This is a genomic window from Bradyrhizobium sp. CCBAU 25360 (genome assembly GCF_028128695.1).
GTDB classification, from domain to species: Bacteria; Pseudomonadota; Alphaproteobacteria; order Rhizobiales; family Xanthobacteraceae; genus Bradyrhizobium; species Bradyrhizobium ottawaense.
On the sequence record NZ_LBJA01000044.1, the window covers coordinates 79,610 to 104,125 of the forward strand.

Consider the following 24,516-nt stretch of genomic DNA (forward strand, 5'->3'; position numbering starts at 1 on the left):
CAGCCTCCTCTAGCTTACGCGCTGCCGAACCAACCGCCACAATTTTACCATGGCCAAGGTCCCGAGAAGCACGATCAACCAGTTGACAACCATGAGCGCGGCACCACGCCCAAAGGAGAGGTTTTGAAAGGCCGTGATGTAGGCGCGAACCGAGAGCACGGAGGTACTGTCACCTGGACCGCCCTGGGTTGTTCCGAAGATGATATCGAACTGATTGAGCGACTCGATCAGCCGAAAGACTGCGGCGATCAGGATATACGGTGCAATGAGCGGAAGCTCAATATGGAGGAACGTCGCCCAACCCTTAGCGCCATTGATCCGCGCGGCTTCTCTGATCTCCTCGTTAATGCCCTGCAAACCGGCGAAGATGATGAGCGCAAAAAATGGTGTGTAAGTCCATATGTCGATGAGAACTAGCGAGAACATCGCCGTACCGGCGTCCGAAATCCATGCGAAGCGGCCGATCCCGACGAGCGAAAGCAAATAGTTCAGAATCCCGTTTTGTGGATCCATCATTGTGGTCCACATCAAGGCAACGCTCATTGGCGGCAATACCAACGGAAGGAGAATGACAGGCCGCATCAGTTGTGCAAGAAACACACGGCTTGCGAACAATTTAGCGAGCGCAAGCCCAGAGAACGCTTCCGCGAGGACCGCGGAGCAGGCATACACCGTGGTCGCCCGCACGCTGTTCCAGAAATCTTGGGTCTTGATTGCCACTTCATAGTTGGTGACGCCAATGAAGCGAACCAGGGGACGGCCAAACTTGAGATCGGTCAGCGATTGGAAGACGCCGTAGACAAACAGAAAAAGAAATCCGAGCAGTATGATGATCGCGGGAGCAATCGCAGCAAGGCTCCACCAGTCAAAAGCATGCTGCCCGGCGTTTTGCACCTGCTCTTTTTTAGGCGGTGCCAGTTGGCCTACCGATGATTGTAGCGTCACGGTTGCGTCGATGCCTCGAAGGTTCATCGCTCACTTCTCGAAAGATACGCGGTGGTAGGGAGGCGGCAATCCGGTGATGCCGCTCCCCGGTTGCCTTACATGGAGGAGCGGATCTCGGTGGCGAGGTCGGCCAAGGTCGCCTTCACGTCCGCACCATTGACCATTTTCTGCATGGCAACTGCCCAGGCGTTCATGGCCTCGGCAAATCCTACGCGCGGCGTAAAGGCGAGCGCAGCCCTGTCCTGAACACTCTTGAAGGTGTCCACGAAATTTGTGAATTCCGGTTTAGCCGCATAGTCGAGCCAAACCTTGTCGCTCCACGTCGAAGAGCGCGGCGAGTTGACGAGCTTGCCGGCGATGGCACCGTTCAGCTCGACCTGCTTTGACGTCGCCCACTGAATGAAGAACCAGGCCGCACCCTTTTTCTGGGAAGCAGCATTCATGGCCAGGGACCAGATCCAGATGTTCGATTCGAAAGTCTTGCCGTTCGGAGCTCGCGGTGGCGGAGCGAAGGCAATCTTGCCCGAAGCGGGCTTGCCAGCAACATCGTTCCAGAACCCGAACATGTTGGAATCGATCGCCATCGCTGTCCGACCCGAATTGATGCCATCGACCACTTGGTACCAGTTGTCGTTGGCAAAGGATGGGGCAGCACACTTGTTGATCATCTCCACGTAGTCTTTGTGGAAGGCGATCGACTCGGGAGAATCCAGACCGGTTTCCAACTTGCCGTCCTTGAGGACGAAGTCGTGTACACCATAGGACTTGGCGATTGAAATCGCGGCCGTGTGGATGCTGCTCCAAAAGCGCACTCCTCTCACACCCAGGGGCGTGATCGCGGGATCGGCAGATTTTAGCTTTTCGCATGCCGCCGACATTTCCGGCGGGGTTGTCGGAACCTTGATACCGTGTTTGTCAAGGATATCCTTACGGTAGAACAATTGGATGTTTTCGAACCCGTGCGGGATGGCCCACACCTGACCCCGGCCCGGTTCGATCTGCCCGCCATTGACTTGCCAAGTCAGCGCTTCACGCAATGCGGGGAAGAAGTCCTTGTAGTCATAGCTTGCCGATGTGAGCTTAGGGTCGTTCAGATAGCGGTCGAGCGGCTCAAGCAGTTGACCGGGCGCAAGATCCCAAGCCGGCTGAATTCCTGTGCCGACGACGTCCCACGAGGGCGATTTTGTGCTCAGCTGGATGGTCAGCTTATTCCAATAGGCATCGTCCGGATAAAGCTCGGGCGTCACCTTGATGCCCGTCAACTTCTCGAACTCGGGAAGCTGTGCTGCAACCGCGTCAGCATATGGATGGATGTCGTAAGCCCACACGATCGAAGCGCCCTCGAACTGGCGCCAGTTGATATCCTCCGCTTTGGCCTGGCCAAAAGATGCGGCAGCACCGGACAAGAGAGTTGAGCAAATCAGAGCGGCTTTGACGAAACGGTAAGAATGGCCGCGCGGTGCGGCTAGCGTCCTTGGCATTGGTCCCTCCTCTGGGCTCTTCGGCCCTCAAATTCACGTGCCTGTCGTCTTCCAGGGCCGCGAGTGTTGGTAACGCTAGCCGTGATTTTCCGCCCTTATGCACCCATTCAGATCGAAGTTGGGTATTTTTGGGTAAGTCAAGAAAACAGCGTTACAGCAGCCCGTTGCAAAAGACATGGTGGAGATGATCAATGCAGGCCCACGTTCATGGCTCGCGCGAGATCACCCACTGACCACTTCCATCGTTCGGGCCTTCGGCGGGCGCCGCCACCTACTATGCCCTCGGCTGACTTCTGCGCCTCGGTCAGGTCGCCTTACGGCCTCAGTCCCGTTGCCGCGACACGGCGCAGACCTCGCGAGGTAAGATCGACCGTCTTCCACCGCACGCCCGCCGGATTTACCACCCCGACCTTTGATGACCGTGGACTTCGCGATCAGTTGCTAGCTCGTCCGGCCGGGTAGGCCTCGTTATTCGGTGCTTGTCCATCGGGGCCGCGGCTTTGCTCCACGCTTGCGCAATCACCTCAGTCATTGCCCGGATCAAATTGCGGCGCTGGCTGCAATGAAGATACCTAATGACACTCTGATCTCTCACCACCAGGGGCCGTGGCCGTCGGACGCCTACCTGCCGCCCCGCGTGATGCTCCTACATGGGAGCGAACGTCCTGATCTTTGGAATCATTCTTCCGGATCGTTGGCCAAAATCTTCAGCCTGGTGTGGAAAGAAGGGCACGCAATGCGAGGCTATTGATTCTCGAAGCGGCAGCAGAGATGCACGTCACGGACCGCGACACTGGCAAGCAGTATTACCTGGACATGACGCCGGAATTGAAGGCCGATCTAGCAGCATACCATGGCGGTCATTGCGAGCACTCCAGTTCTGAAGTTCGGCAACGGCGGGACGGTGAAGGCGCCATGCATTTCTACTGCCAGTGCCTGACCTGCGGAAAGTCGATCGGTTCTGCCCTAAGGAAAGTGCCAGAACTGCCTCGTCGCCACCTTGGCAAGACGACCTTGAAAACACGTTTCACCGCGCGCGCGGTGATGAATATAGCGACCTAATTCAGAAGCACGTTCGTATACAGAAAAATGACGAGGAAGGGTTTCGGCGTGAATACGATCGCTATCTTGACAGCCCCGAGTGGCGCGAAAAGCGGACTAGAGTACTCAAACGAGCGAATGGCTTTGCGAAGGATGCCTAGAGCGAAAGGCGATCCAGGTTCACCATCTGACCTACAAGCACGTCTTGCGGGAGTTCTTGTTTGAGCTGATCGCCGTGTGCGACGAATGCCATGGGCGGTTGCATCGCGACAAACGCGAAGAGCCCGCCGATGACACACCTGGTCCGGCATGGCTAGAGGATCCCTATCCGTGCGATGGTTGCAGATTCGCCAGTGAGCACAAGAATCAGCCGTGGTGTTTTATTCTGGATGTGTCCGCTGAAGATGCGCTTGCGCCGGATGGGAATTGCGGTCCTCTGCGGCACAACTTCGAGCCTTTGAAATAAGAGCACCTACATCACTCGGGATAGGCCATCAGTCGCGGATCAGGGGCGATGGCGGGCGCCGATATTTGGAGCCAGCGGAGCAGGACAACGCGGACCGTGGATGTGATCACATCTTCGATGACGCGGCGCCCGTTACCTGGCTCAGTCGGCATTCTTGCGCCTTCCCCAAATGGTCGAGCCAGGAACTGCAGAAGCGGCCGATACCGTGAGACCCACGCATCATCTGGTCAAGATGATTGGTTGCGGACCGTGATAATTGCGACTAGCAACTGAGCTCACGCAACTGAAACATTTGAAGGATCGATACCGGTGCCGTGGGGCGCTTTCCAAACCGGAGGCCAGACATTCGACCTAAGCCATCTCGACGACCGCATTGCTGCAGTTACGGTCGGCGGCGTTGAAGTTCCTATCTTGGTGACCTTCTCTGATCACTGCTTCACGGAAGACCCAAAGCCGAACGATGAGCGACCTGTGTTCCCCGGATGCAGCCGCACTGATGGTCGCTTCTGCACAAAACGGTACGCCGCGTCGTTGGAGATGTGGGGGCACATCGAGCGCGCGATGCGGGGCCGTGTGTGGATGGGAGAGCGCGACCGCTATCTAGTGCTCACCGTGGACTTGGGTAACGCGCACTACATCATCGCGCTGAGCTTGGAGAAGTTGAAGGGCCGGGCAGATGCGAAATTGCTGATGCGGGTTCGTACCGGTTTCCACCGGACCGACGACAAGCATGTTGCCACTTACGGCGAGGTCCGCTTCGTCAATCTGGTCGGGCTGATCCTCAAGGGGAAGCTGCCCCCACGCATCTACGATCAAAAGCGCAGAACGCCATGGTAGAAATAGAAACAGGCCCTTTCGGGCCTGCTCGACACCTAAGTGTCTCGGGGCGAACCTCTTGACCCGTGAGGGCTGCCCATCCGTTCGGATGGTCCTAGTTTTACCCTAGGCGGGGCTGGTTATGCTCACGCCCTATATCCAGCGATCTCCGAGGAAATTACAACTTCCCCGGTCCTTTGGCAACGCTTTTCTCGGCTTCGGGTTCAGGGGTTCCGGCTGGAAATCTACCCGGAACCACCCCCTATGCGACCACCATCACATGGACACTTGGATTAAGGTGCGCAAGGCTCGAACCTCTCGTTAACGATGCCGACTCATCCCTTATGTTCACGGGAACCCGCACGAGTTCATCCGCTCCCCATCGCTGGAAGGATGACCCAAAATCCTGGTTGGTAGCCTGTGAACGTGGGGCGCCGCCCCCCAGAGTGACACAAAAAACGGATCGCCGGACCGAAAAACGCAATAAAATCAGTCTCAAACAGGGTTGCGCAATTAGTTCTCAGAAGTCCTGCCGCGGCACTGGAGACGCCAGGCGGAACTGATGAAAATGGAACCCGACGAGACGATCACGCGATTCTTGGGGCTCGAGGAGAAGATTCCCGACGTGCTCAGCGAGGTCGTGAAGGAGGCGACGGCGAGGGCCTGACACGGAACCGGTGCTTGACACCATGCTGGACGGAATCTCGGCGCGCGGCAAAGCGATCGTGCAGCAATACTCGGCGTGAACGCGCCGCGCTCGGGACCCTTGAGGCCGACGGACGCCGTCGAGGCCCGTTCCGGACGCTGAATCAGATGATCAAATAGCTGATATGACCCGCGGGCCCGCCCCCGGTCGATCAACGACGGATCGACTGGTGCGCGCATCCGCACCTGAAGCGGCGGTTCGATCTGGTCAAGGCAGGCGGGGACGTATCCGGCCGCAGCGGCGTTCATCGAACCATGATCGGCGACCCTAACGATTGTCAGCTGGGCGCCGTATGGTAGCCTTTCGGTTGCCATGCGCGACGCTTGAGGTGATCCATGGCCACGATCGAGTCCGCCGCCCCAAATCCCGCCGCAAGTCCAGCGTACATGGCTCGATCTTTGACTGTAGGTGGCGCTTCATCCTGAATAAGAGTTTAGGACTTTGGTTCTTTGAATGCCTTCTTCTTCAAGGCGGATAAATAATTTCCTCGAACTCTTGGCCGAGATTCACCGGCCAAGCGCATTTCTAGCGTCACAACAAGTTCCTCAAATTTTTTGCGTGTTGCGCCCGCCAGAGGTCGTTGCCGATAATAGCTGTACAGGCGCTCCGTTATCACAGCTGTCACCCACCGTGGCGTATCTTCCGATCCGTAAAACTCACTTATCCTGGTTATAGCTAGGGACGAGTCGATCTCGAGCAACATGAAAGAGCAGAGCAGCGTGCGAATTGCAGATGTCTTTTCGCTGCGTATCTGCTCATCGATAAAATCAACCAGCTTTTCGCTTCCAAGGTTTTGATAAGCGATCTCAGCAACGATGGTCGGCATGACATGCTTGATCGTACCCTCGATGAACCTAAATAGCTGGGACAGCTTTTCAGGGGAGAGCGTGCTTCCTTTCTTGCTCACTTTGGCGGCGACTTCGCCTCCATTATGTATATCGTGAACTAGATCATCGATTGCCTCTTTGAGGCCGGAAAGAAAGCCACGGAGAATTGTTTCCCAGCACGTCAAGCAATGTTCCAGATGAGCTGTCTTTACTTCCTTATCGACAAACTCAAGATTTCGAATGAACTCACTGTACATCTCCACTGCCATAGAAAATTTGATTACGCGATTGCTTCGGATTTCGAGCCCAGTCTTGGCTTTGTCACGCGCCTCTTTCTCGCGCTTTTCGGCGATGCGCTGGTCGGTCTTATCCATCAGCTCGTCGATTTTCTCGGCCGTCATGCGTTCTTTGCGCATTTTGCTGAGCTGCGCCTGCGTAAAGTCGAGGTTCTGGCCTTCGGAAAGGTAGTCTTCGAGCTGCTCAACGGAGAGAGGCGGCTCGGGGCGGTTGATGCCTTCGATTATCTGTCGCCCAAACGCGAGAAACTGCTTCTCGTGACGAAATCGCGCCGTGTAGATATCAAGCTCCTTTGTGTACTCTAGCCAGCGTTCCCCTTTGCAGATATCTTGGATATCAGCAGGGTTATCTCGGAGATACCCAGCAAAGAAAAAATCCTGAAAGCGTCGGTAGCGGAATGAGAGGGTTTCAGAGACCTCGTACAAAACGCCGCACTTGATAAACGCGCGAATAATTTCGGCTGCGTCATATCTAAGTCCTTTACGTTTGAGCAGGCCGATCACAAACTCGACCACGTCGTTTTTGGATTGGACTTCATTAGTCGTCTTAAAGTGGAAAGCTAGGTTCTGAAGGACTAGCGACTTCATGGTGAAGTCAAATTCACGACGAAGCGCTCCCGTGTAATCCATGCGACCTAAGATGTGATCGATCAAATTCTGTAACAAAACGGCTTCGTTTAGCAGTTCGCCCTGGGACCTATTCTTCAACGCCCAAAGGATAAGCGAAACGACATAGCCGCTTCTGGGAAGGCCGATACGCTGCAACTGCTCCATCAGGCTCTGATAGCGCCGATCTTGTTCGTCTTTACTTACGAAGTAGGTATCAGACAGGGCTCTGATCGCTCCCCGACGTAACTCTCCGATGACGTACTGCTCGGTGTTTGGAAAGGCATTGCCGGAAGCCGCCGAAAGAGACTCCGTGCCGGCTGCTGCCCGGACAAATATGCACCAACGGACATTCTTGTGTTTCGTGATCAGCAAGCCGAGAGCCTTGACGCGGGGCTCGTCAAACAAATCTACGTCGTCAACAATTGCGAATACCGGATTGGTTTCAACAAAGGCTCTCGTCGCGGCACCATCTGACACTTCATTTGCATAACTGCGGAAAAGTCTCCACAGACTGCCATCCTTCGAGTCGAACTCAGCAAACTTTCCAATCAAAGGAAAGCGCGCTTGATCGCCAAAGCCTTCTGAAACCTTAACGGCGATATAGTGAGCAACGGTCGTTTTCCCAAGCTCTGACCGACCCACGATGGTGACGTTTTCTTTGCTTTTCAGAATGCCCAACAAGTTCTCGCGGTCATTCTCTGGAGAATCATTGACCTTTGAGGTGGGGATTGCCTGTGAAAGCCTGTTTAGCGGCGGGCAAACAAAGTGTTCGTCAATCTCTCTACTTTGTTCTGCAATGCCCGCGAGTGCTATCTGGTCATTTGCTAACCTTCGGATATTTGGGCGGGCTTTGCGCAGTATTGTTGAAAGTGTGTTTGTAGAGGTGCCTCCAGAGGAGGAAAATGGGTATCTGACAATGCCCTCGTCTACAACTCGCGTGGCTGGCAGGAATTTTCGACGTTGATCTGAAAATTCGTATAAGCGAACAATTGCAGTGTCGCTGCTGTCGGTCTCCACAATGCTGTAGCCGTTGAACCACTCACGGCTTCCATACAGGCAGCCGGCCTGTGAAAGTATCGCATCGCCCATCGTCGTTTTACGCAATTCGGGTCCTGGACGATGAATGTGACCGCAGGCGAGTAAGTCAAACGCAGCTTGGAGCCGCCCTTCGACAGCTACTTGGTCAGATTCATTTAACCAATAGAGGGGATGGTGGAAGACGCCGATCTTTATGCGAGCCGAACGCAAGAGTTCGATAGCATGATCGACGACTCTTTCGCCAAGAATCAGGTTTCCCTTGTCAACGTCGCCCGCTTCGCCCGTGCAGCGCCATGCCGTGTTGAAGCAGGCGATACCTATGTCGCCATCTTTTTGTTTGATGATGTAGGCTTTCAAGAAAAGATTGGTCGATATGCAGCTATCTGAAGCGGCTGCCCAAACATCACGGTAGAATCCTGACAACCGTGCAAATGGAGGGGGAGCGGAGGAAATCGGGTGAGACCAATGATCGTCGACGAACTTGTTGATTTCACTCCGATTAGTAAGTGTCTTGAGAAGGCCGGCTTCGATGTAGCCGACTTTTCGGACGACATCACGGTCGATGTCATGATTGCCGGGACATATAACAAATTGGCTTTCAGAAGCGCCGGCAGCGTTCAGAAAGCGCTTGATGAACGTGGATCTGGCCGCTTGAAAAACGTTTTCATCCCCGCCGCGATTCACGAGATCGCCCGAAAAGATTACAACATCGAAAGCACCAGCCTCGTCCCGGCGAGCTTCGATTGCTTCTATTGCAGCCTGTAGGACAATTTCCTCGTCGTGCTGGTGTTTCGCCGAAAGATGAAGGTCAGAAAGGTGCAACACTTTCATAGCAGTGCGGGTTCCGTCGATCACGAGTGGGTGGAGCGAGCTATGCGCGGAACGCCGGAGGAAAGTTACAGCCTTTCGATAGCGTCAGCCATTTCTCTGCGGCCTACGGGTCGCAGCAGGCACTCCTCAATCCTTGGTTGGCATCGCTCCTGGTAGCGTCGGCAGGGCGCGCAGCAGCACCCACACTCCGGGACTTCGTAGCCTCACAGACTACAGCAGCGGCGTCGCCGCTTTTTTGCGTTTCCGCCCGGAGTCATGCTGAACAAGAGCGTCAGGCCTTTCTTTCAAGCAGCAAGACGTCGCCATCGCAGGCCATTCCACCGCAGCGTCTTCGCGGGCCATCTGGCACCCTGTGCCTGGCAAGCGCGTAACTTCCTACAGCCAACGGTGCGGTTTGTGCTCAGCGCCTGTGATAAGGCTGCGCCACCCCTCTCAAGAGGAGTCATAGGAAAGCGATTTGCCCGACGATGAACCGCCAGCCGGAGGAAAACTCTGCGATCGCCACGCAGAACATATCGACAAACCTGGCACACTCCTGTAGGGACGTGCACAATAATTGACGCGCTACTTAAGAGCGCGTCCTAAAAGTCAATCTCTTTCAAGCCGCCCGTACGCTACGGGCTGAACAATTTCGACGAGAGTTGGCGCGAATGCCTAGCACCAGAGCCTATTTCAGTGGCTTGCCAGCAAGCTCCATAAGTATGTGAGGGAGATGACGCGATGAGTGTGCGCGAGCAGCTGTTTACCCTATTGCGCAACCTTCGATGGATAATTGTTCTGTCCGCAGCTATCTCAGTGTTGCTCTATCTGCCAGATCAGATTCAGGAGCTCTATCGGATAGCCGCGGACGACCTTGGCTGGGTGACGTTCAAGGAGTTCGCTGCCTTAGGTGTGATTGCCATCGCCATTTGGGCAGGTGCGTTTCAGCTCACAACTGCATCCCTGCCGCAAATCCCTAAGCCCTCAGGGCGCCTCGCCTTCTATATAAGACTCGCTCCCGTCCTGCTTGGAGCACTGCCGATCATCGCCGCCACAGCAGGTCAACTCGCCTCGCGACCGGCGCGAAAGATTGGCGAGGTCGAGGAAGTCGGCAGTATCTTCCGCATTCAGGACCAGGCGCTCGCGTTTGAGCGGAACATGCTGCTCATCCTCGCGATTGCCATCCTGATCATGCTCGCCTGTTTCGTGGCATTTACTTGGCGAATAGGGTCAAGAGATCGCTCGATTGATATCGCGAGCCGCGCCAACAACGCTTACTTCATCCGCTACAGGTTTCTCGCGCTCTCGATCGGCGGCATCGTGCTATTGACAGCAGCATTCGTCCTGCTGCCGGATAGGCTTGCACAATTTCTCGGATCGTTCGGCGTGATCGCTCTCTTTGCGGTTTGCGTCTTTGGTCTGGCGGTCCATTTTTCTCTCTTGACCATCAGATTTGCGTTTCCGTTTATTCCGGTTGTCTTTGGCGGCCTGTTTCTGCTTGCCTCCTTATTTGGAGGTGACAACCACGAACTGCGTACCGTCTCTGAAGCAAACAGCCCGCCGGAGAAAGTGCGCATGTCTGCTGCCGCCGCATTCCGCGAGTGGCTTTTACAAAAACCGCGGGTGGAGGAAACCAAGAGGCTCGGCGAATATCCCGTCTTCATTGTGGCGACTCAAGGCGGAGGGATCTACGCCGCCAATAATGCGGCGCGGTTCCTTGCGCGGCTGCAGGATCTCTGTCCGGCATTTCGCCAACATCTGTTTGCGATAAGCGGCGTGTCCGGCGGCAGCGTCGGTTCGGCAATCTTTGCCGCTGCGCTCCACGCCGAAAATGCGTCCCTTGATTCGAATGCCGTCGACGGAAAGACATGCCCCAAAATCGCAGATTTCCTTGCCGGGGTTGGGCGGGTCCAAGATATTGATGCTCCCGGCCCCGTCGAGCAGCGCGTTGCAAGCGTCTTGACCACGGATTTTCTGTCGCCTTTGGTCGCCGGCCTTCTGTTTACTGATTTCACTCAAATGTTTTCACCGGTCGCGATCCCCGCATTCGATCGCGCGCGCTTTCTCGAACACACCTTGGAGAACGCCGGTGACAGAATGCTTGGCAGCCGCAACAGCGGGGACGATCGATCCAATCTGCTAAAAGCCGACTATCAGTCCCATTGGGCGCCCGGCAACAACATGCCGGCCCTCTTGTTCAACACGACAGATGCCGGAAGCGGCAAACGGGCTGTCATCTCGCCCTTCGATTTCGATCCGCTGCATCCGAAAGACACGGACCTGTGTGTTCTTGCAGCGGTTGAACGCGCTGGCACCGGGGCCGACCAAACGGTCAAGAGCCACTCGCTTCGTATTCCGCTCAGCACAGCCGCTTTCACGAGCGCCCGATTTCCGTGGGTGACGCCGGCGGCGAGCGTCTCGGTCAAGAATGACTGCATAACTTCTCATCCGCAGGCGCGCCTGGTGGACGGCGGATACGTGGAAAACTCTGGCATTGAGACCGCTCTCGACCTGATTGAGAAGCTTAACACCATCAAGGGTACCTCCGATGCGCCGAAATTCAGGATTTACCTGCTGTCGCTCGTCAGCGGGCAATTCGGTGATCATGGGTCATTCCTGTTCGGTGAGCTCATGGAGCCGGTACGCGCGCTTCTGAGCACGCGAACCTCCCGAACCTATGTCGCGCTCAATCATGCCACCAGCATTGATCGTCGTCCCGAGGTCGAAGTAACTCCCAGTGTGCAGCGCTTTCCGACTTTCGGCCGGACGGACATAACAGGCCTGTTTTACAGCCTTCCACTCGGCTGGACGTTGTCCCAGAAGACCGAGGATATCATCTCATTGAGCAGCGGTCGCTTTTGGGATTGCGTGCCGAAGGACGACTTCGATCAGTCCCGCGACAGGCAGAGCAACGCTGATTGCCTGCAGGTAAAGTTATTCCATCTTCTGAATGGATCGGTCGCGTCCGCATTTGAAACGCTTAAGGACGCCAAGCTCGCACGGGCTGCCTACGCCGGCGAGTTAGCGAAGGAATATCAACCATCTCCAAAGATCAAGCCGCAGCCGTTGCTTGCCTGCTATGAGAGCAATTGGCTGCAGAAGCGCGGTTATGAAAACTATCAGGAAAAACTCGCCGCCTACGAGCACCAGCTGGCCGAATCGAGCAAGGACCATTCACCGGCTCCTCCACCTGTTCCGCCATATCGTAAGAGCTACATGGCCTATTATCAGGCCGAGCAGGTGAAGGCCTTGTTGCAGGAATGGGATCGCGTCGAGGAGACGGATTCTCGTATCCTGGCCTATATTCTTGGGTCGGTGTCCTACGACAGCGCCGACTTTACGCGCAGCAGCGAGAATTTCTCGTACAGCGCGGGTTCACAACTCCCACAGAAATGGCGCGATCGCATCGACCAGAATAACGCAAAGCTTGCGGCCGCAAACAAGCCCGCGGTCGACATTAGTTCACTACTCAACCATCCCAAGGAATTGGCCAACTTCGTCCTTGGCTACGACGGCAATCTGTTCGGCAACCAACCCGGAACGGATGACGGTTGGCTGTTTCGCCCGCGAGGAATGTATCAACTGGTCGGCCGCGAGCAATATCAGGAAGCCCAGGATCAAATGCAGCAGCTAGGCGAGCTCGAAGGGTTCGATCTGCTGACGCTTCCCGACGCGCTCAGGGATGCCAACATCTCGGCCAAGGTCACTTTCGCCCACTTCCGATTGCACCGGTATAGGGACGACCAATTATCTCCGCCCAACAATCGCCGAACACTGTTCGAGCTGCTCAAGGATCGTGCGAACGACTGGACGGCCGTGCGCGCGTTGCAAACGGACATGGCACATGCGCCGGTCGACAGAGCGCGGGTCAATACAAGAAGTGAGATGTTCCTCGGCTGTATCGAGGAGGCCTTGCATCCGACGAAGCTCAAGACCTTGCAAAGCCAATTCTACGGTGAGGAATGAGGAGTTTGATCCCGTAGCTCGCATTGCCGTGGCGGAGAGCGTAGCGGCGGACCGCCGCTTTTGACAGCTGATGTTTGAAGTTTTTGGTCTTACAGGGGGACTTCCAATGGTGGCGAGGGGTGAAATGCACAGACCGATGCTTCGTCGGCGGCTTGCACGATTGTTTGCGGCGGGAGTGATGTTCGCATCGGCTTTGGATGTAGCAACCGCGCCGGCGCAAGCCGCATCAAAGCAGCTTGCGCCTAATGATGTGTCCATTCTCTTCCCTCCGCCGAAGTCAGCGGGCGACCTCGCCAATCTGATCGCGGTGTCCGATCTCGCCGGCCCCTCGGGATCCCCCCAACGGCTGTTTTCCGACGCGGATTTCGCGCGATTTATAGCCAACGCCGAAAATCCGGAGCGTCCGGGCGTGCCTGATTCGGGTGTACGTCACATTCAGTTGCCCGATGCAGTGAAAAAGATCGACGCCTGGTTCGTGGCTGGCATCCGTATCGATCCGGGCGCGCCGGGATTGGCGCCGGATGTCATCGCCCAATTTGGCCGGCAACCGCAAATCCGCCTCATCATTCAGCCGGTGACCAATGGGCAGGACGGCTTCAAAGTTCACGACACCGCGGGCCACCTTATCTTCAGTTTCACTCTCGAGGCGGATCCGCCTCTGGACGGTTGCGCGCCGTTCCCGCGATTTCAACCGGACGACGAGGCCTTCAAGGCGATCGTTCGTGACGTCGCGACCTTGCGCGATCAGCTTGCAGCCGGACATTTTGGTAAAGTCAAAGTCTCGACTTCCGGTGATCTGAACGTGCATCCGGGTCTTGTAGGAGCATCGGCGAAGGCGTTTCGCGATGCGCTCAAGACCTTACTTGAGAAGCATCTCTCGCCGCAGCGCCTCAACACCATGGCGGTCATGGGCATCGCACCGCCCGAGCCCTGGATTTTCGTGTCGATGTTAAGGGTCCCGCAAGCAGGCCTGATACCTGTGCCCGGCCCGACGCTTGATGGCCTGCACGCAGCACAGATGTTCAGCATCATCGGCGGAAAACACGTCCTCCCGCAACCGGGTACGAACAATCAAAATCCGATCACCTGTCGACACGCGGCGTTGCAAAACCCGCCCTTGCCCGCCGCTGATCGCAAGGGTGTTTCGACCTCCGAGTTTATCGATGGCAACGTGCCCAACAGCCGCATCATCGAGATCGTCAATACCATTGCCGATCCGAACAAGAGCCACTTCTTCAATACCGATTGCGTCAGCTGTCACACCGAGACAGCGCAGCCACTCGCCAGGAAGATTGCAAACTTCGCAGTGCTTGGCGTGAACCGCGCGGTCTGGCCGAAAGAAGATTGGAATGTTCGCAATTTCGGTTGGTTCCCGTCGTTCTTGCATGGGGGCCCGGCGGCGGCGACAATAACCCGGCGCACGGCAGCGGAGACGGCCGACGTGGTCGCCTTCATCAACAGCCGACTGCTGAACAAGTAACAGACGCCGTGGCCGTTTGCGGCAGTCTGCCGGCTCGGCTCGACGCACGAAAAGATTGATGGAGTGCTTGTTATGGGGAGACCTTCATTTGGCTCTCGTTTTTATTCCCGGGTGATGCGCTGGCCTCATATCACCGGGCTGTTGTTGGCAATCGTTGTGGTCGTGATGGTGGCGGCCAGCCTGGTGTATTTCGCGCCGGAGAAGGTTCGAGATGCAGCCCTTAAAATCAAGAACGACGCAAATCTGGTCGCTCAATTATTGCCTGCGACCCTGCCGGAGCCATCAAAAATCGAAAGCGCTTATTGGCTGCCGCAAAACTGGAGCTCCCGTCAGCGTTACTGGTTTCACCACACGTCCCAGGGGACCGCGACCATTCCTGTCCCCTATCAGTGGTTCTTGGCCCTGGAACGCCCGGAGCTGTCCTTTTCTTACACGAGCTTGAGCGACGAGGACTATCTGCGCCGCCTGGGCTTCATCCCGAGTCCTGGCTCAAAGGGCTTTGCCGGTACTGCGCCCTCATATGGTTATCACGACGATGCACCGAATGGGGGTACCGCGACGTCCGGTTGGGCTCCAAGCGCGCCCGACAATCCGAACGGTTTGCCGGTCGGTTTTGCCATCCTCAAGGGCGGTGTCGATCCGACGACGGGCGCCCCATATGAAGATCAGATCGGACTAACCTGCGCCGCCTGCCATACGGGGCATCTCGAATACAAGAATGTCAGCATACGGTTCGACGGTGGGCCGGCGATGGTCAATCTCGGCGAAGTTGAAAGAGTCATTGGGCTATCGATCGGCTACACGCTGATGTTGCCATGGCGATTTGAGCGTTTCGCCAGCAAGCTGGAGCGGATCAAAGGGCAAAGCGTCGATCGAAAGCAGATTCGAGCTGATCTGGAGCTTGCACTTCAAAAGATCAAGAATCAAAAGGCGGCGACCGACAGACTTTTGACGGGACAGGGAGTGGCGGATCTCGACGAAGGGTTCGGTCGACTTGATGCGCTGAACCGTATCGGGAACCAGGTTTTCTATACGAACCTACTGGATCCCGTGACTGGCGAACTCCGGGATCCACTCCTCAAGGGCAATTTCGCGCGGCACGATGCGCCCGTGAGCTTTCCGCCAATCTGGGACACGCCGTATTTCCTTTGGGCACAGTATGACGCCTCTGTTCTCAACGAACTGGTTCGCAATTCCGGCGAGGCGCTCGGTGTCAGCGCGAAAATCAATATGACAGCGGCCGCGCCCGGACGGCCGCTTTTTGCCTCGTCGATACATCTATCCGAAATCGCGCGGTTCGAAGAGCTTCTTCGCGGCGCCGATCCCTTTTCGACGGGCGATGCAGGCCGCAGAAAATTTACCGGGCTCGTGGCCCCCCAATGGAAGGACGCGCAGGAGAAATTCCGCGGTGACCCGGCCTGGGCGATTGATGAAACGCTCGTCGAACAAGGTCGCGATCTTTATCGCGCTCACTGCTTTGAATGTCACCGAGGCCCGGTCAACGATACCGCCTTCGACAAGAAGTGGCCGGAAGATTCGTTCTGGAGCCCAGAAAACCCCGATCGCTCATCCAAGAACGAGAAGAATTGGGTGGAGATCGGCGGACGGCATTATTTCAACGTGGTCCAGATGCCGATCACCGCGATCGGCACCGACCCCCAACAATCCAGCGTCCTCACGACGCGGCGCGTACACCTACCCGAGTCACTCGGATTAAATCCTGCAGATGACCTCAACAAAGCCGGAGGTTGTGGCCTTCCGGCAGATAAAGGGGCAGATCCTCTGTTTGTACTCGCGCTCATGGACGTGGTCGGCAAGACGATTGACCAATGGATGACTGCGAACGGCACTTCTGAAGAAACCAAGCATCAAATGTGGGGCCCGAGAAAGAACTGCCAAAACCAGCGAGTCTATGTCGGGGCGCGCGCAAGCCGCAACGGCAAGGACGAAGTTGTTCTCGCTCTTGAACCTCAGTACCGGGCGCGTCCGTTGGACGGTGTGTGGGCGACGGCTCCTTATCTGCACAACGGGTCCGTTCCGACGCTGAGAGACATGTTGGCACCGCAGGGCCAGCGGCCGCCGTCGTTTTGCGTCGGCAGCCGCGCGTTCGACCCGGTCAATGTTGGACTTCTTACGAAAGCACAGTCGGCCGACAGCTGTGCGGCCGGCTTGACGAACTTCGACGTTTCGCTGCTTGGGAATAGCAATCGTGGACATTCCTTCGAGGGCAAGGAAACCGACTTAAGGAAGCTCCCGCCTGGCGTGATCGGACCAGAATTGACCGACGCCGAACGGCGAGCGCTTGTCGAGTATCTCAAGACTCTATGAGCAAGGCGTTGCCCGCCGACCTGTACGTCGGCACAGCTACGTTGGATCTTCCGCCGAACCGATTCATCCCTCTGTCGGCGGCGTGCACCATCGCCGCGAGAGCGAGGAGGTCGATGCCGACTTCGCTTGGATCGACTCCGAGCATTTCGAGGCTTCGGATGACGCCGCCCCTCGCCTATCCTAGAGCTCGATTGCCGCTCAGAACGTCGACGCAGAATTCGGCTTCCCAACGACCAGCGAGATCCGGTGCCTGGTCGGCTGGCCCATGCAACGGTCAAACCATCGGAGGCGTCGAGTGCCTGGCCGATTGCGGCGCAGACCGCACCAACAATGGATCACACGAATGTCGGCCACTCTAGAAGATGGGTCGCAAAACTGTGTCGCACTGTGTGCACCGTCACGCCTGGCCAGTTCCTGCCGATGCTCGACTGTTGATCATTGACCACTGCTTGTCGCGGCGGCGTTGCACCGAGCAGGGTATGCGCATGGCTTCGCGGTACTTCGCGACCGTGCGGCGGGCAATATCAATGCCCGAGGCGCGCAAGCGTTCCACGATGGTGTCGTCCGACAGGATCGCGGAGGGCTCCTCCGAATCGATCAGCTGCTTGATGTGGTGACGCACCGCTTCCGCCGAATGCGCTTCGCCGCCGTCGGCCGAGGCGATCGAGGCCGTGAAGAAATATTTCAGCTCGAACGTGCCGCGGTTGGTCGCCATGTATTTGTTGGCGGTGACGCGCGACACCGTAGATTCATGCATCTGGATGGCGTCGGCGACGGCCTTCAGATTGAGCGGGCGCAAATGCGCGACGCCATGGGTGAAGAACCCGTCCTGCTGGCGCACGATCTCGGTCGCCACTTTCAGTATGGTGCGGGCGCGCTGGTCGAGAGCGCGCACGAGCCAGGTCGCGTTCTGCAGCGCGTCGGTGAAATAGGACTTGTCGCCGTCCTTGCCGATCTTCTTCGACAGCTCGGAATAATAGGTCTGGTTGACCAGCACGCGCGGCAAGGTGTCGCTGTTGAGCTCGACATGCCAGCCGCCGTCGGGACCCGGACGGACATAGACGTCGGGCACCATGGTCTGCAGGCGCGCCGAGCCGAACTTCATGCCGGGCTTGGGATTGAGGCGGCGGATCTCGCCGATCATGTCGGCGATGTCTTCGTCGTCGACGCCGCAGATCTTGCGAAGAGCGGCGACGTCGCGCTTGGCGAGCAGATCGAGATGCTCGACCAGCGCCTGCATCGCGGGGTCGTAGCGGTCGAGCTCGCGCAGCTGGATCGCCAGGCACTCGCTCAAAGACCGCGCGCAGACGCCGGGCGGATCGAATTTTTGCAGCACGGCGAGGACGTTTTCGACCTCGGCCTGCGACGCGCCAAGACGCTCGGCGGCCTGGCCGAGGTCGGGTGGCAGATAGCCGGCCTCGTCGACGAGGTCGATCAGGTACTGGCCGATCATGCGCTGCGCGGGCCCGGTGAAGGCGACCGAGAGCTGCTCGGCAAGATGATCCGACAACGTTGTCTCGGCCGCGACAAAAGCTTCGAGATTGTAGTCTTCGTCACCGGAGGCGCCGCCGCCCCATTCGGTATAAGTGGTCGGCGCGGCATCCTGGGCGTTCCGCGAAGCTGCCTCGGCCAGCTGTTCGCCGCTGACCTGATCGATTTCGGTCGGGGCCTCGGCGCCAGCTACATGCTCATTGGCTCGCTCGAGCAGCGGGTTTCGCTCGAGCTCCTCTTCCACGAAGGTCGTGAGATCGAGATTGGACAATTGCAGCAGCTTGATCGCCTGCATCAGCTGCGGCGTCATGATGAGCGACTGCGACTGCCGGAACTCTAATCTCTGCGTGAGCGCCATGAAGCAAGAACCTTTACTGAAGTTGGCCCGCGTTTTGCTCATCTAGTCAGGAGCTGATCCACGCGTATTTGATGTCGCGCAAAAGTAGATGCGAGGTGAGATATTTAATGAAGGCAGCCAACAGCTGGACACCGAAACACTTGCGAAACTCCTTCGTGAAGTTCCGTTGTCCGTGAGACTAGAGAACCAGAGATTAGGAGGTGGCACTTTGACCCGAGGACATGAACCAACAGGACAGTTTCACTGTGCGACACTCCGATGAAGGACTGGGCGGTCCGCGGCAGTTTCGGTGACTTCTGAGAGTAGCCGCGATCCTACACCATCCCGTACGACCACCGGCAAAAGGTGCGCTGGGCTTAGGATCGGTGCCTGCCCGCCACTCTGATAGACCATTAACAAAGAGCCTTGCTGCACGCTCGGAATTGGCACGAACTTTGAAGCCAATTACGAAAGACCGTCGCCCAAACGGATTGACACTAAGGCTGCCAGTCAAAACAGTTGAGGTGGCGGGTTGAACTGGCCGCGAGATCGGCCTTGCGCCAAAAGAGATTGCGAGGTTACGTCGCGTTCGGCTGCCTAAAGCCCGCCGCTTGTTAGCGCAGCGCCTGCCCCATGTGCGTCAAAAACAAGTCCCTTCCTCAAGTTGCTGAGGCCTCGGCGGAAGATCCAACAGCGGACATTATTGTGCCTGCGCTTCGGCTTATCCTGGCGAAGCGTCCAACGTATTCGCGATGTCGCTTCTGGGCCTCTCACGCATCTGGATCTGGGAAGGATACCTTTCTCCTCCAAATTGGCCGGCGTGACCGGTACGATCTTGTCGGTTCGTCGAGAGCCTGCGCGAGTTGCTTCGCTTGCAGCAGACTGCCGACAATCACACGGGGTGAAAGGCGTCCGCACGCGCGTAGACCGCCATGCTGTTGCCTATGACCTCGAGCACCACCTCGTCGCTGGCCAGCAGAGTCTTGCCAGCGCTTTGACGCACTCCGCGTCATATCAGTGCTGCCGGCGGAGCCTGCCGCCACCCCAAACATCCCGCCGAAGCTTCGGTGGATGCCGAGTCCAATCACTCGTCTCATCGGCATCTGAGCTGCGGCGAGAGGACAAGTGCGAGTTAGGGCTCTTGCCACAACGCAGTGAGTCGCAGAGGTGGCCAGCCCCCAACTCGAACTCCCGGCTCATTGCCTGTATCGCCGGACCCGCAATTCGTGCCTCTGCGCCGATGGTACTACATACACCAGCGCTGGTAGAACACCGCAGCGGAACGTTGACACCGGCAGATCTCATACCGGTTACTAACACCATTGAGCGGCCAAACGAAAAGTTCAAGCGGCGGATCAAGATCAGACCGTTTGTCATCAGCGGCCGCCACGGCAATATTGTCCTGGGCTGCTCACCTCCTGCTAGATGAACATGCGGCAAGGTCGTTGCGCTGGAGAACCCTTACCACAATGCCTAGATAGGCGATTGACCTCGCTGCACGAGCAGGTGGCTTCACGTTGATGGAAATCGCGCCACAATTGTAAGGCGGCGCTGCCCCCCGCGGTAGCGCACGGCTTCGCGACATGGCTTCGTCCACCGGCAAGCCGCTGCCATACGGCGAACCACCTTGCCTCGGCGAATCGCATCAGGCAGCGACACCTCGATTGCCTGATCGATAAGGCCGGGACGGCTGGCGCGGTCTCGATCGCCTCGGGACAGTTGCTGGAGAGAATGAAGATCATGTCGGCGTCTTCCGCCGTCTCGTTGAGCCGCCTGTTTAGCGACACTAGATCGCTTGAGAGGCGGATTGAGTCTGACGCAACGAGACTTGCCTGCAACGACGACGCCTCAAGTCCACACCGCGTGTTGAGGGACCACCGCATACGCGCGCCTGATGGCGCTTGCCTGTCCAGCTATCTGGTTTGAGCCGCTTCCGTTGAAGTACATCGTCGAGGCCACTTGAGATCGGTTGTCCCGATCGGCGGCAATAACGGAAGAGCCCGCCCGAGGAGGGGCCTTTGATCGTGCCTTTGAACGGGGGCGGAGTTAAATCAGGCGGCGTCGGGTTGCTTTGTGTACAGCATTTGTCCGGTTCGCCGCCCCTAGCTTTCTGACGACGTTCTTCATGTGAAAGTTGACGGTATTCTCGCTGACCTTCACAATTCTCCCGATTACCCAGGCTGACTTTCCTTCTGCGACCCAGTATAGGCACTCCATTTCTCGCTCTGTTAGCGGAATGTCTGTCTCGCAATCTTCATCAAGCGGCTGTGTAATCTGCGCGACAGCGTTGTGAAATGCCGACGCCAATGTCGTGAGATGAGCCATGCGATCCCGTGGATCGGCATCGTCGAAGGGAGAGGCAAACGAAACGAAAGCCAATCGGCCTTGCGATCCAAAAAATGGCACGCTTATCCCATGCTTAAGACCTGCTTCTCTGGCCTCGCGTAAGACGCGCAGCTCACGGGGCTGAAGTTCATATCGAAGGGTTAGTTCATCCCAAAGAAAGGGCCTTGGCAGCATTGCTGTCCGCCGGACTACCGGGTCGATCGCTCGATACTCTTGCTCAGCATAGCGTTGGCACCAATCAGACGGGAAGTTTATAGTTGGCGGCGGCGGCAGATAGTCCAGCAGACGACGCTCATTCGAGCAGGTGAGTGCTCCGTACGCGACTTTATTAAAGCCTTCATTGCTCGCGCAATTCACAAGAAGATCGAACAGCGCTTTGATTGATCTGGTCTGTGTAGCACATTCGACGAAGCTGAATATTTCTGGCCCGCGGCTTTCCCGTCTGATTGAGGAGAGTGGCATTGCGCCGTGCGATTGGTCATCCATTTCTATTTCCCATTTTACTTTTGCAGATGTTGGCTCTGCTTCTTGCGGCTCAAGCGCCGGGCCCGAAATGTTTGACGCGGTCCCGGCGCGCACCGATCAGATAGGTGGGGCAAACCGATGCGCGTCGCCCCCAGGTTGAACCAAGGCGGAGCTGTCTTCGTTCGTTGCCGGCCGGTCCGGTTGCTGTCCGAGCTGCCGAATCGTCGCGTGCGTATCCAGACCTCTCGAAAGAATGGCTGGCAAATGAAGCAACGGTTGCGGCGGACAAGGTCAGCACTTCTCGTAAGAACACACCAACGTCTCCAGCGCCGACGTAAAGAAGTGCGCTCGGCACGGAACTCTTCGCGCAGCTCGGCACACCTAAGGTCACGGACCGGTGCAGCCCCTCTCAGGCGCTTGCGCATGTTGGGCCGCCACTCGCGGACATTGACAACGAGCTGCTTGATAAGGACGACAGCGTGCATGCGATCCTCAGGACTTCCAAGAACCAGCATGGTGGGCACAGCAATTCTCGTACCACCTTCCGATTTGGCAAAATTCCCCTTAAGAGAGAGGCACTCAGAGAAAGACGGTCTCATCTGAGGTGTTTCGAGCGGATGCGACATACATCAAACATGCGACAACGTCTCAGGCGCGACATCGAATTGATATAGATCAAGAGCGTGATTAAAGGCCGGTTGCCTCACCTGCATCGACGCGGAGCGCGGATGAGCGCTGCCTGTGAGTGCGGTCCTAAGGCGCAAGCCAAATCGAGTAAGGACCTTTCCGTCCTTGAATTCGAGCAGCGGAGCAGCAGTTTGATCTAGCGGCGTCTTTGAGCAGATGAGGACCGGCGCTTTCGGCGTTTCGCTGTGGCGCGCCTTTGCGAACCGCCCCTTCGGCGTCGTGAGGACTTGCCTTCTCCTTGCAACGCCGCGGAGCGAGCGAATGAAAAGAGGAAAGAATCACGGAAGGCTCGTCGTGGATTGATCCGGGGCGCGCTGTTGATAAAGACTCTGGCTGACGTGGCGGAGATGCTGCGCCTCGCGGGCGTAGGCGTGGCGGTCTGAAGCGGATTACACGCCAGCTCGGATGCAGCCTTCACACGATGAAGGGCTACGTGGCGGCGAGTGGGGTGAAGCCGTTCAAATCGTGGCCGGCCTAGCTCTCCCGCACCACGTTCTTCAGGTAATGGTAGGCCTTGATGATCTCGACCAGGCGATCCTCCGTAGAGCGGTCGCCGCCATTGGCATCGGGATGGTGCTGCTTAACCATCGCCTTGTACTTCGCCTTGATATCGCCGAGCGTCGCATTGGCATTCAGGCCCATCACCTGCAACGCTTTACGCTCGGCATTTAAAATCTTGCGCGCCTCAGGCTTGGCCTCCGCGCGGGGGCGGGCACCGGCGCGTCCGTTCAGCTCGAGTTGCGTGCAGAAGGCATGCCAGTCATCCTCGAAATCGGCCGCGCTGCCGGCCATTTTGCGGGCGCTGATGTTCTCGCCCATCTTCCAGGTCGGGCGATGGCCGGTCAGCGCCTCGTTCTGGTAGCGCGCGACCGCTTCCGCGTCCATTCCCGAGAAGAAATTGTAGGACTCATTGTATTCGCGAACATGGTCGATGCAAAACTGCCAGTATTCGCGCGCGTTGTCGCGGCCCTTGGGCGCGGGATGGGTAGCCTTGTTCTGGCAACCAGGCCATTCACATAGCGCCGCGGTCTGGCGCTCGCGCGCTTCCTTCTTGTTGATGCGAATGGAATCGAAGATTCTGGAGGCGTCGATCAGCATGACTGGCTCCGTTAGCGGAGCGGTAGTTAACAGCGCCGCTTGTCTGCTAGAGAATTGGTTTGGACGGCGAGTTGGATCTGTCTCGGGCTTTGCGTCTAGTTATTGGCATGATGTAGCAGGCGGTTCTTAGCAATCGACGTGCCAGGACTGCGAGCTTGGTTCAGGCAAGCATCTCTTTGCGATTCAGATCGACTCAACTGCCATTTGCTGTCGGGTTCTGCACATAGAGGTCTTGAACGGAACCGGCGGTGAATACGAAGAATGCGGGAGCTTCGCTGCAATCTGGGTGATAACGCGCTCAGAGAGTCAGCGTATCCAGGGCGGATGGCGAACCTGCGAGAACTTCTTCAAGGAGCCGATGCGGCCCGAACGGGGCGATCAAAATCCTGCCCTTTGGTCAGCCGTCTGCGGTTGATCATGCACTGCTACAAATTCTCCGCAACATAGCGCATGATGTGTTCGTCGGAGCCGTCCAGACGGAATTGCCGCCTTTCGGAGACGCCGGCGAGCTGAAGCCGGCGCGGATGGTCGCGCCGGGCCGTGCGGCACGGCCATGGCCCGGCGCGCAACATCGCAACGGATATCGGCGCAATCCAGATTGCCAGGCTCAACGTGAGGACCGGCGCGCGAGCGGCTCGCGTTGGATCGGCTTCACCTCGATGATTTTGCAGTCTGAGCGCGGCGAACTAGGAGCCTCGATCCTCTGCTGCCCGCCCCTTAGCTGCGCGCTATGTCGACAGGCGATCCAGGAGGCGCTCTCGGCCATGCTGGAGGGGATGCACCGAACCTTTCGCCTTCGATGATTTCGGGCCTGAATGACCAATCGCAGGGCGAATACGAGCGCCGGCAGCACAAGACCGTCAACATGCTCAAGGACATCCCGAACTGGTTTGGAGTGGCAAGAAGGCTATACAGGATTTCAATGGCGCCAAGCCGAGCATGCACTTGATACCTTCGTCGAAAGCCGCGCCAAACATGCGCGTGACCTTGATTACCGGACAAGGATGGCCAATCTAGAGCCCATTGGCTTTCTATAACTTTCCCGCCGAGCACCAGAGCCAGCTGAGAACTGCAATCCAATCGAGAGCATCCGCCGCGGTGCAGCACACGAGCCTGCGAGCCAAGGAAGCGTTGTCGCCACAAGCCATAAGATTGATGGTGCAAGCTGATGGGGGCGTCGAAACGCTGCGTTGACTGAAGAACCACAATCAGTTGCCGAGATCGTCGCGGCGTCAGAGTGCCGACGCGATTGTGCTCGTCCCGAAGACGCAAAGCCATGCCGC

12 protein-coding genes are annotated in these 24,516 nt (G+C 57.3%); 6 read left to right on the plus strand and 6 right to left on the minus strand.

From position 1 onward, the window contains the following. Positions 1–9: 9 nt before the first annotated feature. The gene (locus XH81_RS30920; RefSeq protein ID WP_271596571.1) at positions 10–972 is read right to left on the minus strand and encodes a carbohydrate ABC transporter permease; all 963 of its coding nucleotides are present in this window, start codon (positions 970–972) and stop codon (positions 10–12) included. A 68-nt stretch (positions 973–1,040) separates the two neighbouring features. After that, positions 1,041–2,426 (minus strand): ABC transporter substrate-binding protein, encoded by a 1,386-nt coding sequence (locus tag XH81_RS30925; RefSeq protein WP_271596572.1) that lies wholly within the window; start codon positions 2,424–2,426, stop codon positions 1,041–1,043. Positions 2,427–3,098: 672 nt separating this feature from the next. Between XH81_RS30925 and XH81_RS30930 the strand changes: the two genes are divergently transcribed. The 3 genes from XH81_RS30930 (at position 3,099) to XH81_RS30940 (ending at position 4,770) form a co-directional block, all read left to right on the plus strand. Continuing rightward, the gene (locus tag XH81_RS30930; protein ID WP_271596573.1) at positions 3,099–3,488 is read left to right on the plus strand and encodes a hypothetical protein; all 390 of its coding nucleotides are present in this window, start codon (positions 3,099–3,101) and stop codon (positions 3,486–3,488) included. 196 nt (positions 3,489–3,684) lie between these two features. Beyond that, complete coding sequence (locus XH81_RS30935) at positions 3,685–3,933, plus strand: hypothetical protein (RefSeq protein WP_271596574.1); 249 nt, start codon at positions 3,685–3,687, stop codon at positions 3,931–3,933. Between the two features lie 309 nt (positions 3,934–4,242). Continuing rightward, positions 4,243–4,770 carry a hypothetical protein gene (locus XH81_RS30940; RefSeq protein ID WP_271596575.1) on the plus strand — a complete coding sequence of 176 codons (528 nt, stop codon included), beginning with the start codon at positions 4,243–4,245 and terminating at the stop codon, positions 4,768–4,770. A gap of 1,118 nt (positions 4,771–5,888) precedes the next feature. Here the strand turns inward: XH81_RS30940 and XH81_RS30945 are convergent. Then, positions 5,889–9,056, minus strand: coding sequence for a metallophosphoesterase family protein (locus XH81_RS30945; protein WP_271596576.1), 3,168 nt, complete (start codon positions 9,054–9,056; stop codon positions 5,889–5,891). Positions 9,057–9,776: 720 nt separating this feature from the next. Here XH81_RS30945 and XH81_RS30950 point away from each other — a divergent pair. The 3 genes from XH81_RS30950 (at position 9,777) to XH81_RS30960 (ending at position 16,809) form a co-directional block, all read left to right on the plus strand. Continuing rightward, a complete protein-coding gene (locus XH81_RS30950) occupies positions 9,777–13,001 on the plus strand; it encodes a hypothetical protein (RefSeq protein ID WP_271596577.1) in 3,225 nt (1,074 codons plus the stop codon). Between the two features lie 70 nt (positions 13,002–13,071). Then, entirely contained in the window at positions 13,072–14,481 is a 1,410-nt protein-coding gene (locus XH81_RS30955; RefSeq protein WP_271596578.1) for a hypothetical protein, read from the plus strand. Positions 14,482–14,553: 72 nt separating this feature from the next. After that, positions 14,554–16,809 (plus strand): di-heme-cytochrome C peroxidase, encoded by a 2,256-nt coding sequence (locus XH81_RS30960; RefSeq protein WP_271596579.1) that lies wholly within the window; start codon positions 14,554–14,556, stop codon positions 16,807–16,809. A gap of 397 nt (positions 16,810–17,206) precedes the next feature. On the opposite strand, the gene rpoN is transcribed toward XH81_RS30960, so the two are convergent. The 3 genes from rpoN to XH81_RS30975 form a co-directional block, all read right to left on the minus strand. Beyond that, positions 17,207–18,658 carry an RNA polymerase factor sigma-54 gene (gene rpoN / locus XH81_RS30965; protein WP_271596580.1) on the minus strand — a complete coding sequence of 484 codons (1,452 nt, stop codon included), beginning with the start codon at positions 18,656–18,658 and terminating at the stop codon, positions 17,207–17,209. 2,025 nt (positions 18,659–20,683) lie between these two features. Beyond that, entirely contained in the window at positions 20,684–21,469 is a 786-nt protein-coding gene (locus XH81_RS30970) for a helix-turn-helix transcriptional regulator (protein ID WP_271596581.1), read from the minus strand. A 1,140-nt stretch (positions 21,470–22,609) separates the two neighbouring features. After that, positions 22,610–23,233, minus strand: a complete 624-nt coding sequence (locus tag XH81_RS30975; RefSeq protein ID WP_271596582.1) for a J domain-containing protein — start codon at positions 23,231–23,233, stop codon at positions 22,610–22,612. Positions 23,234–24,516 lie beyond the last annotated feature (1,283 nt).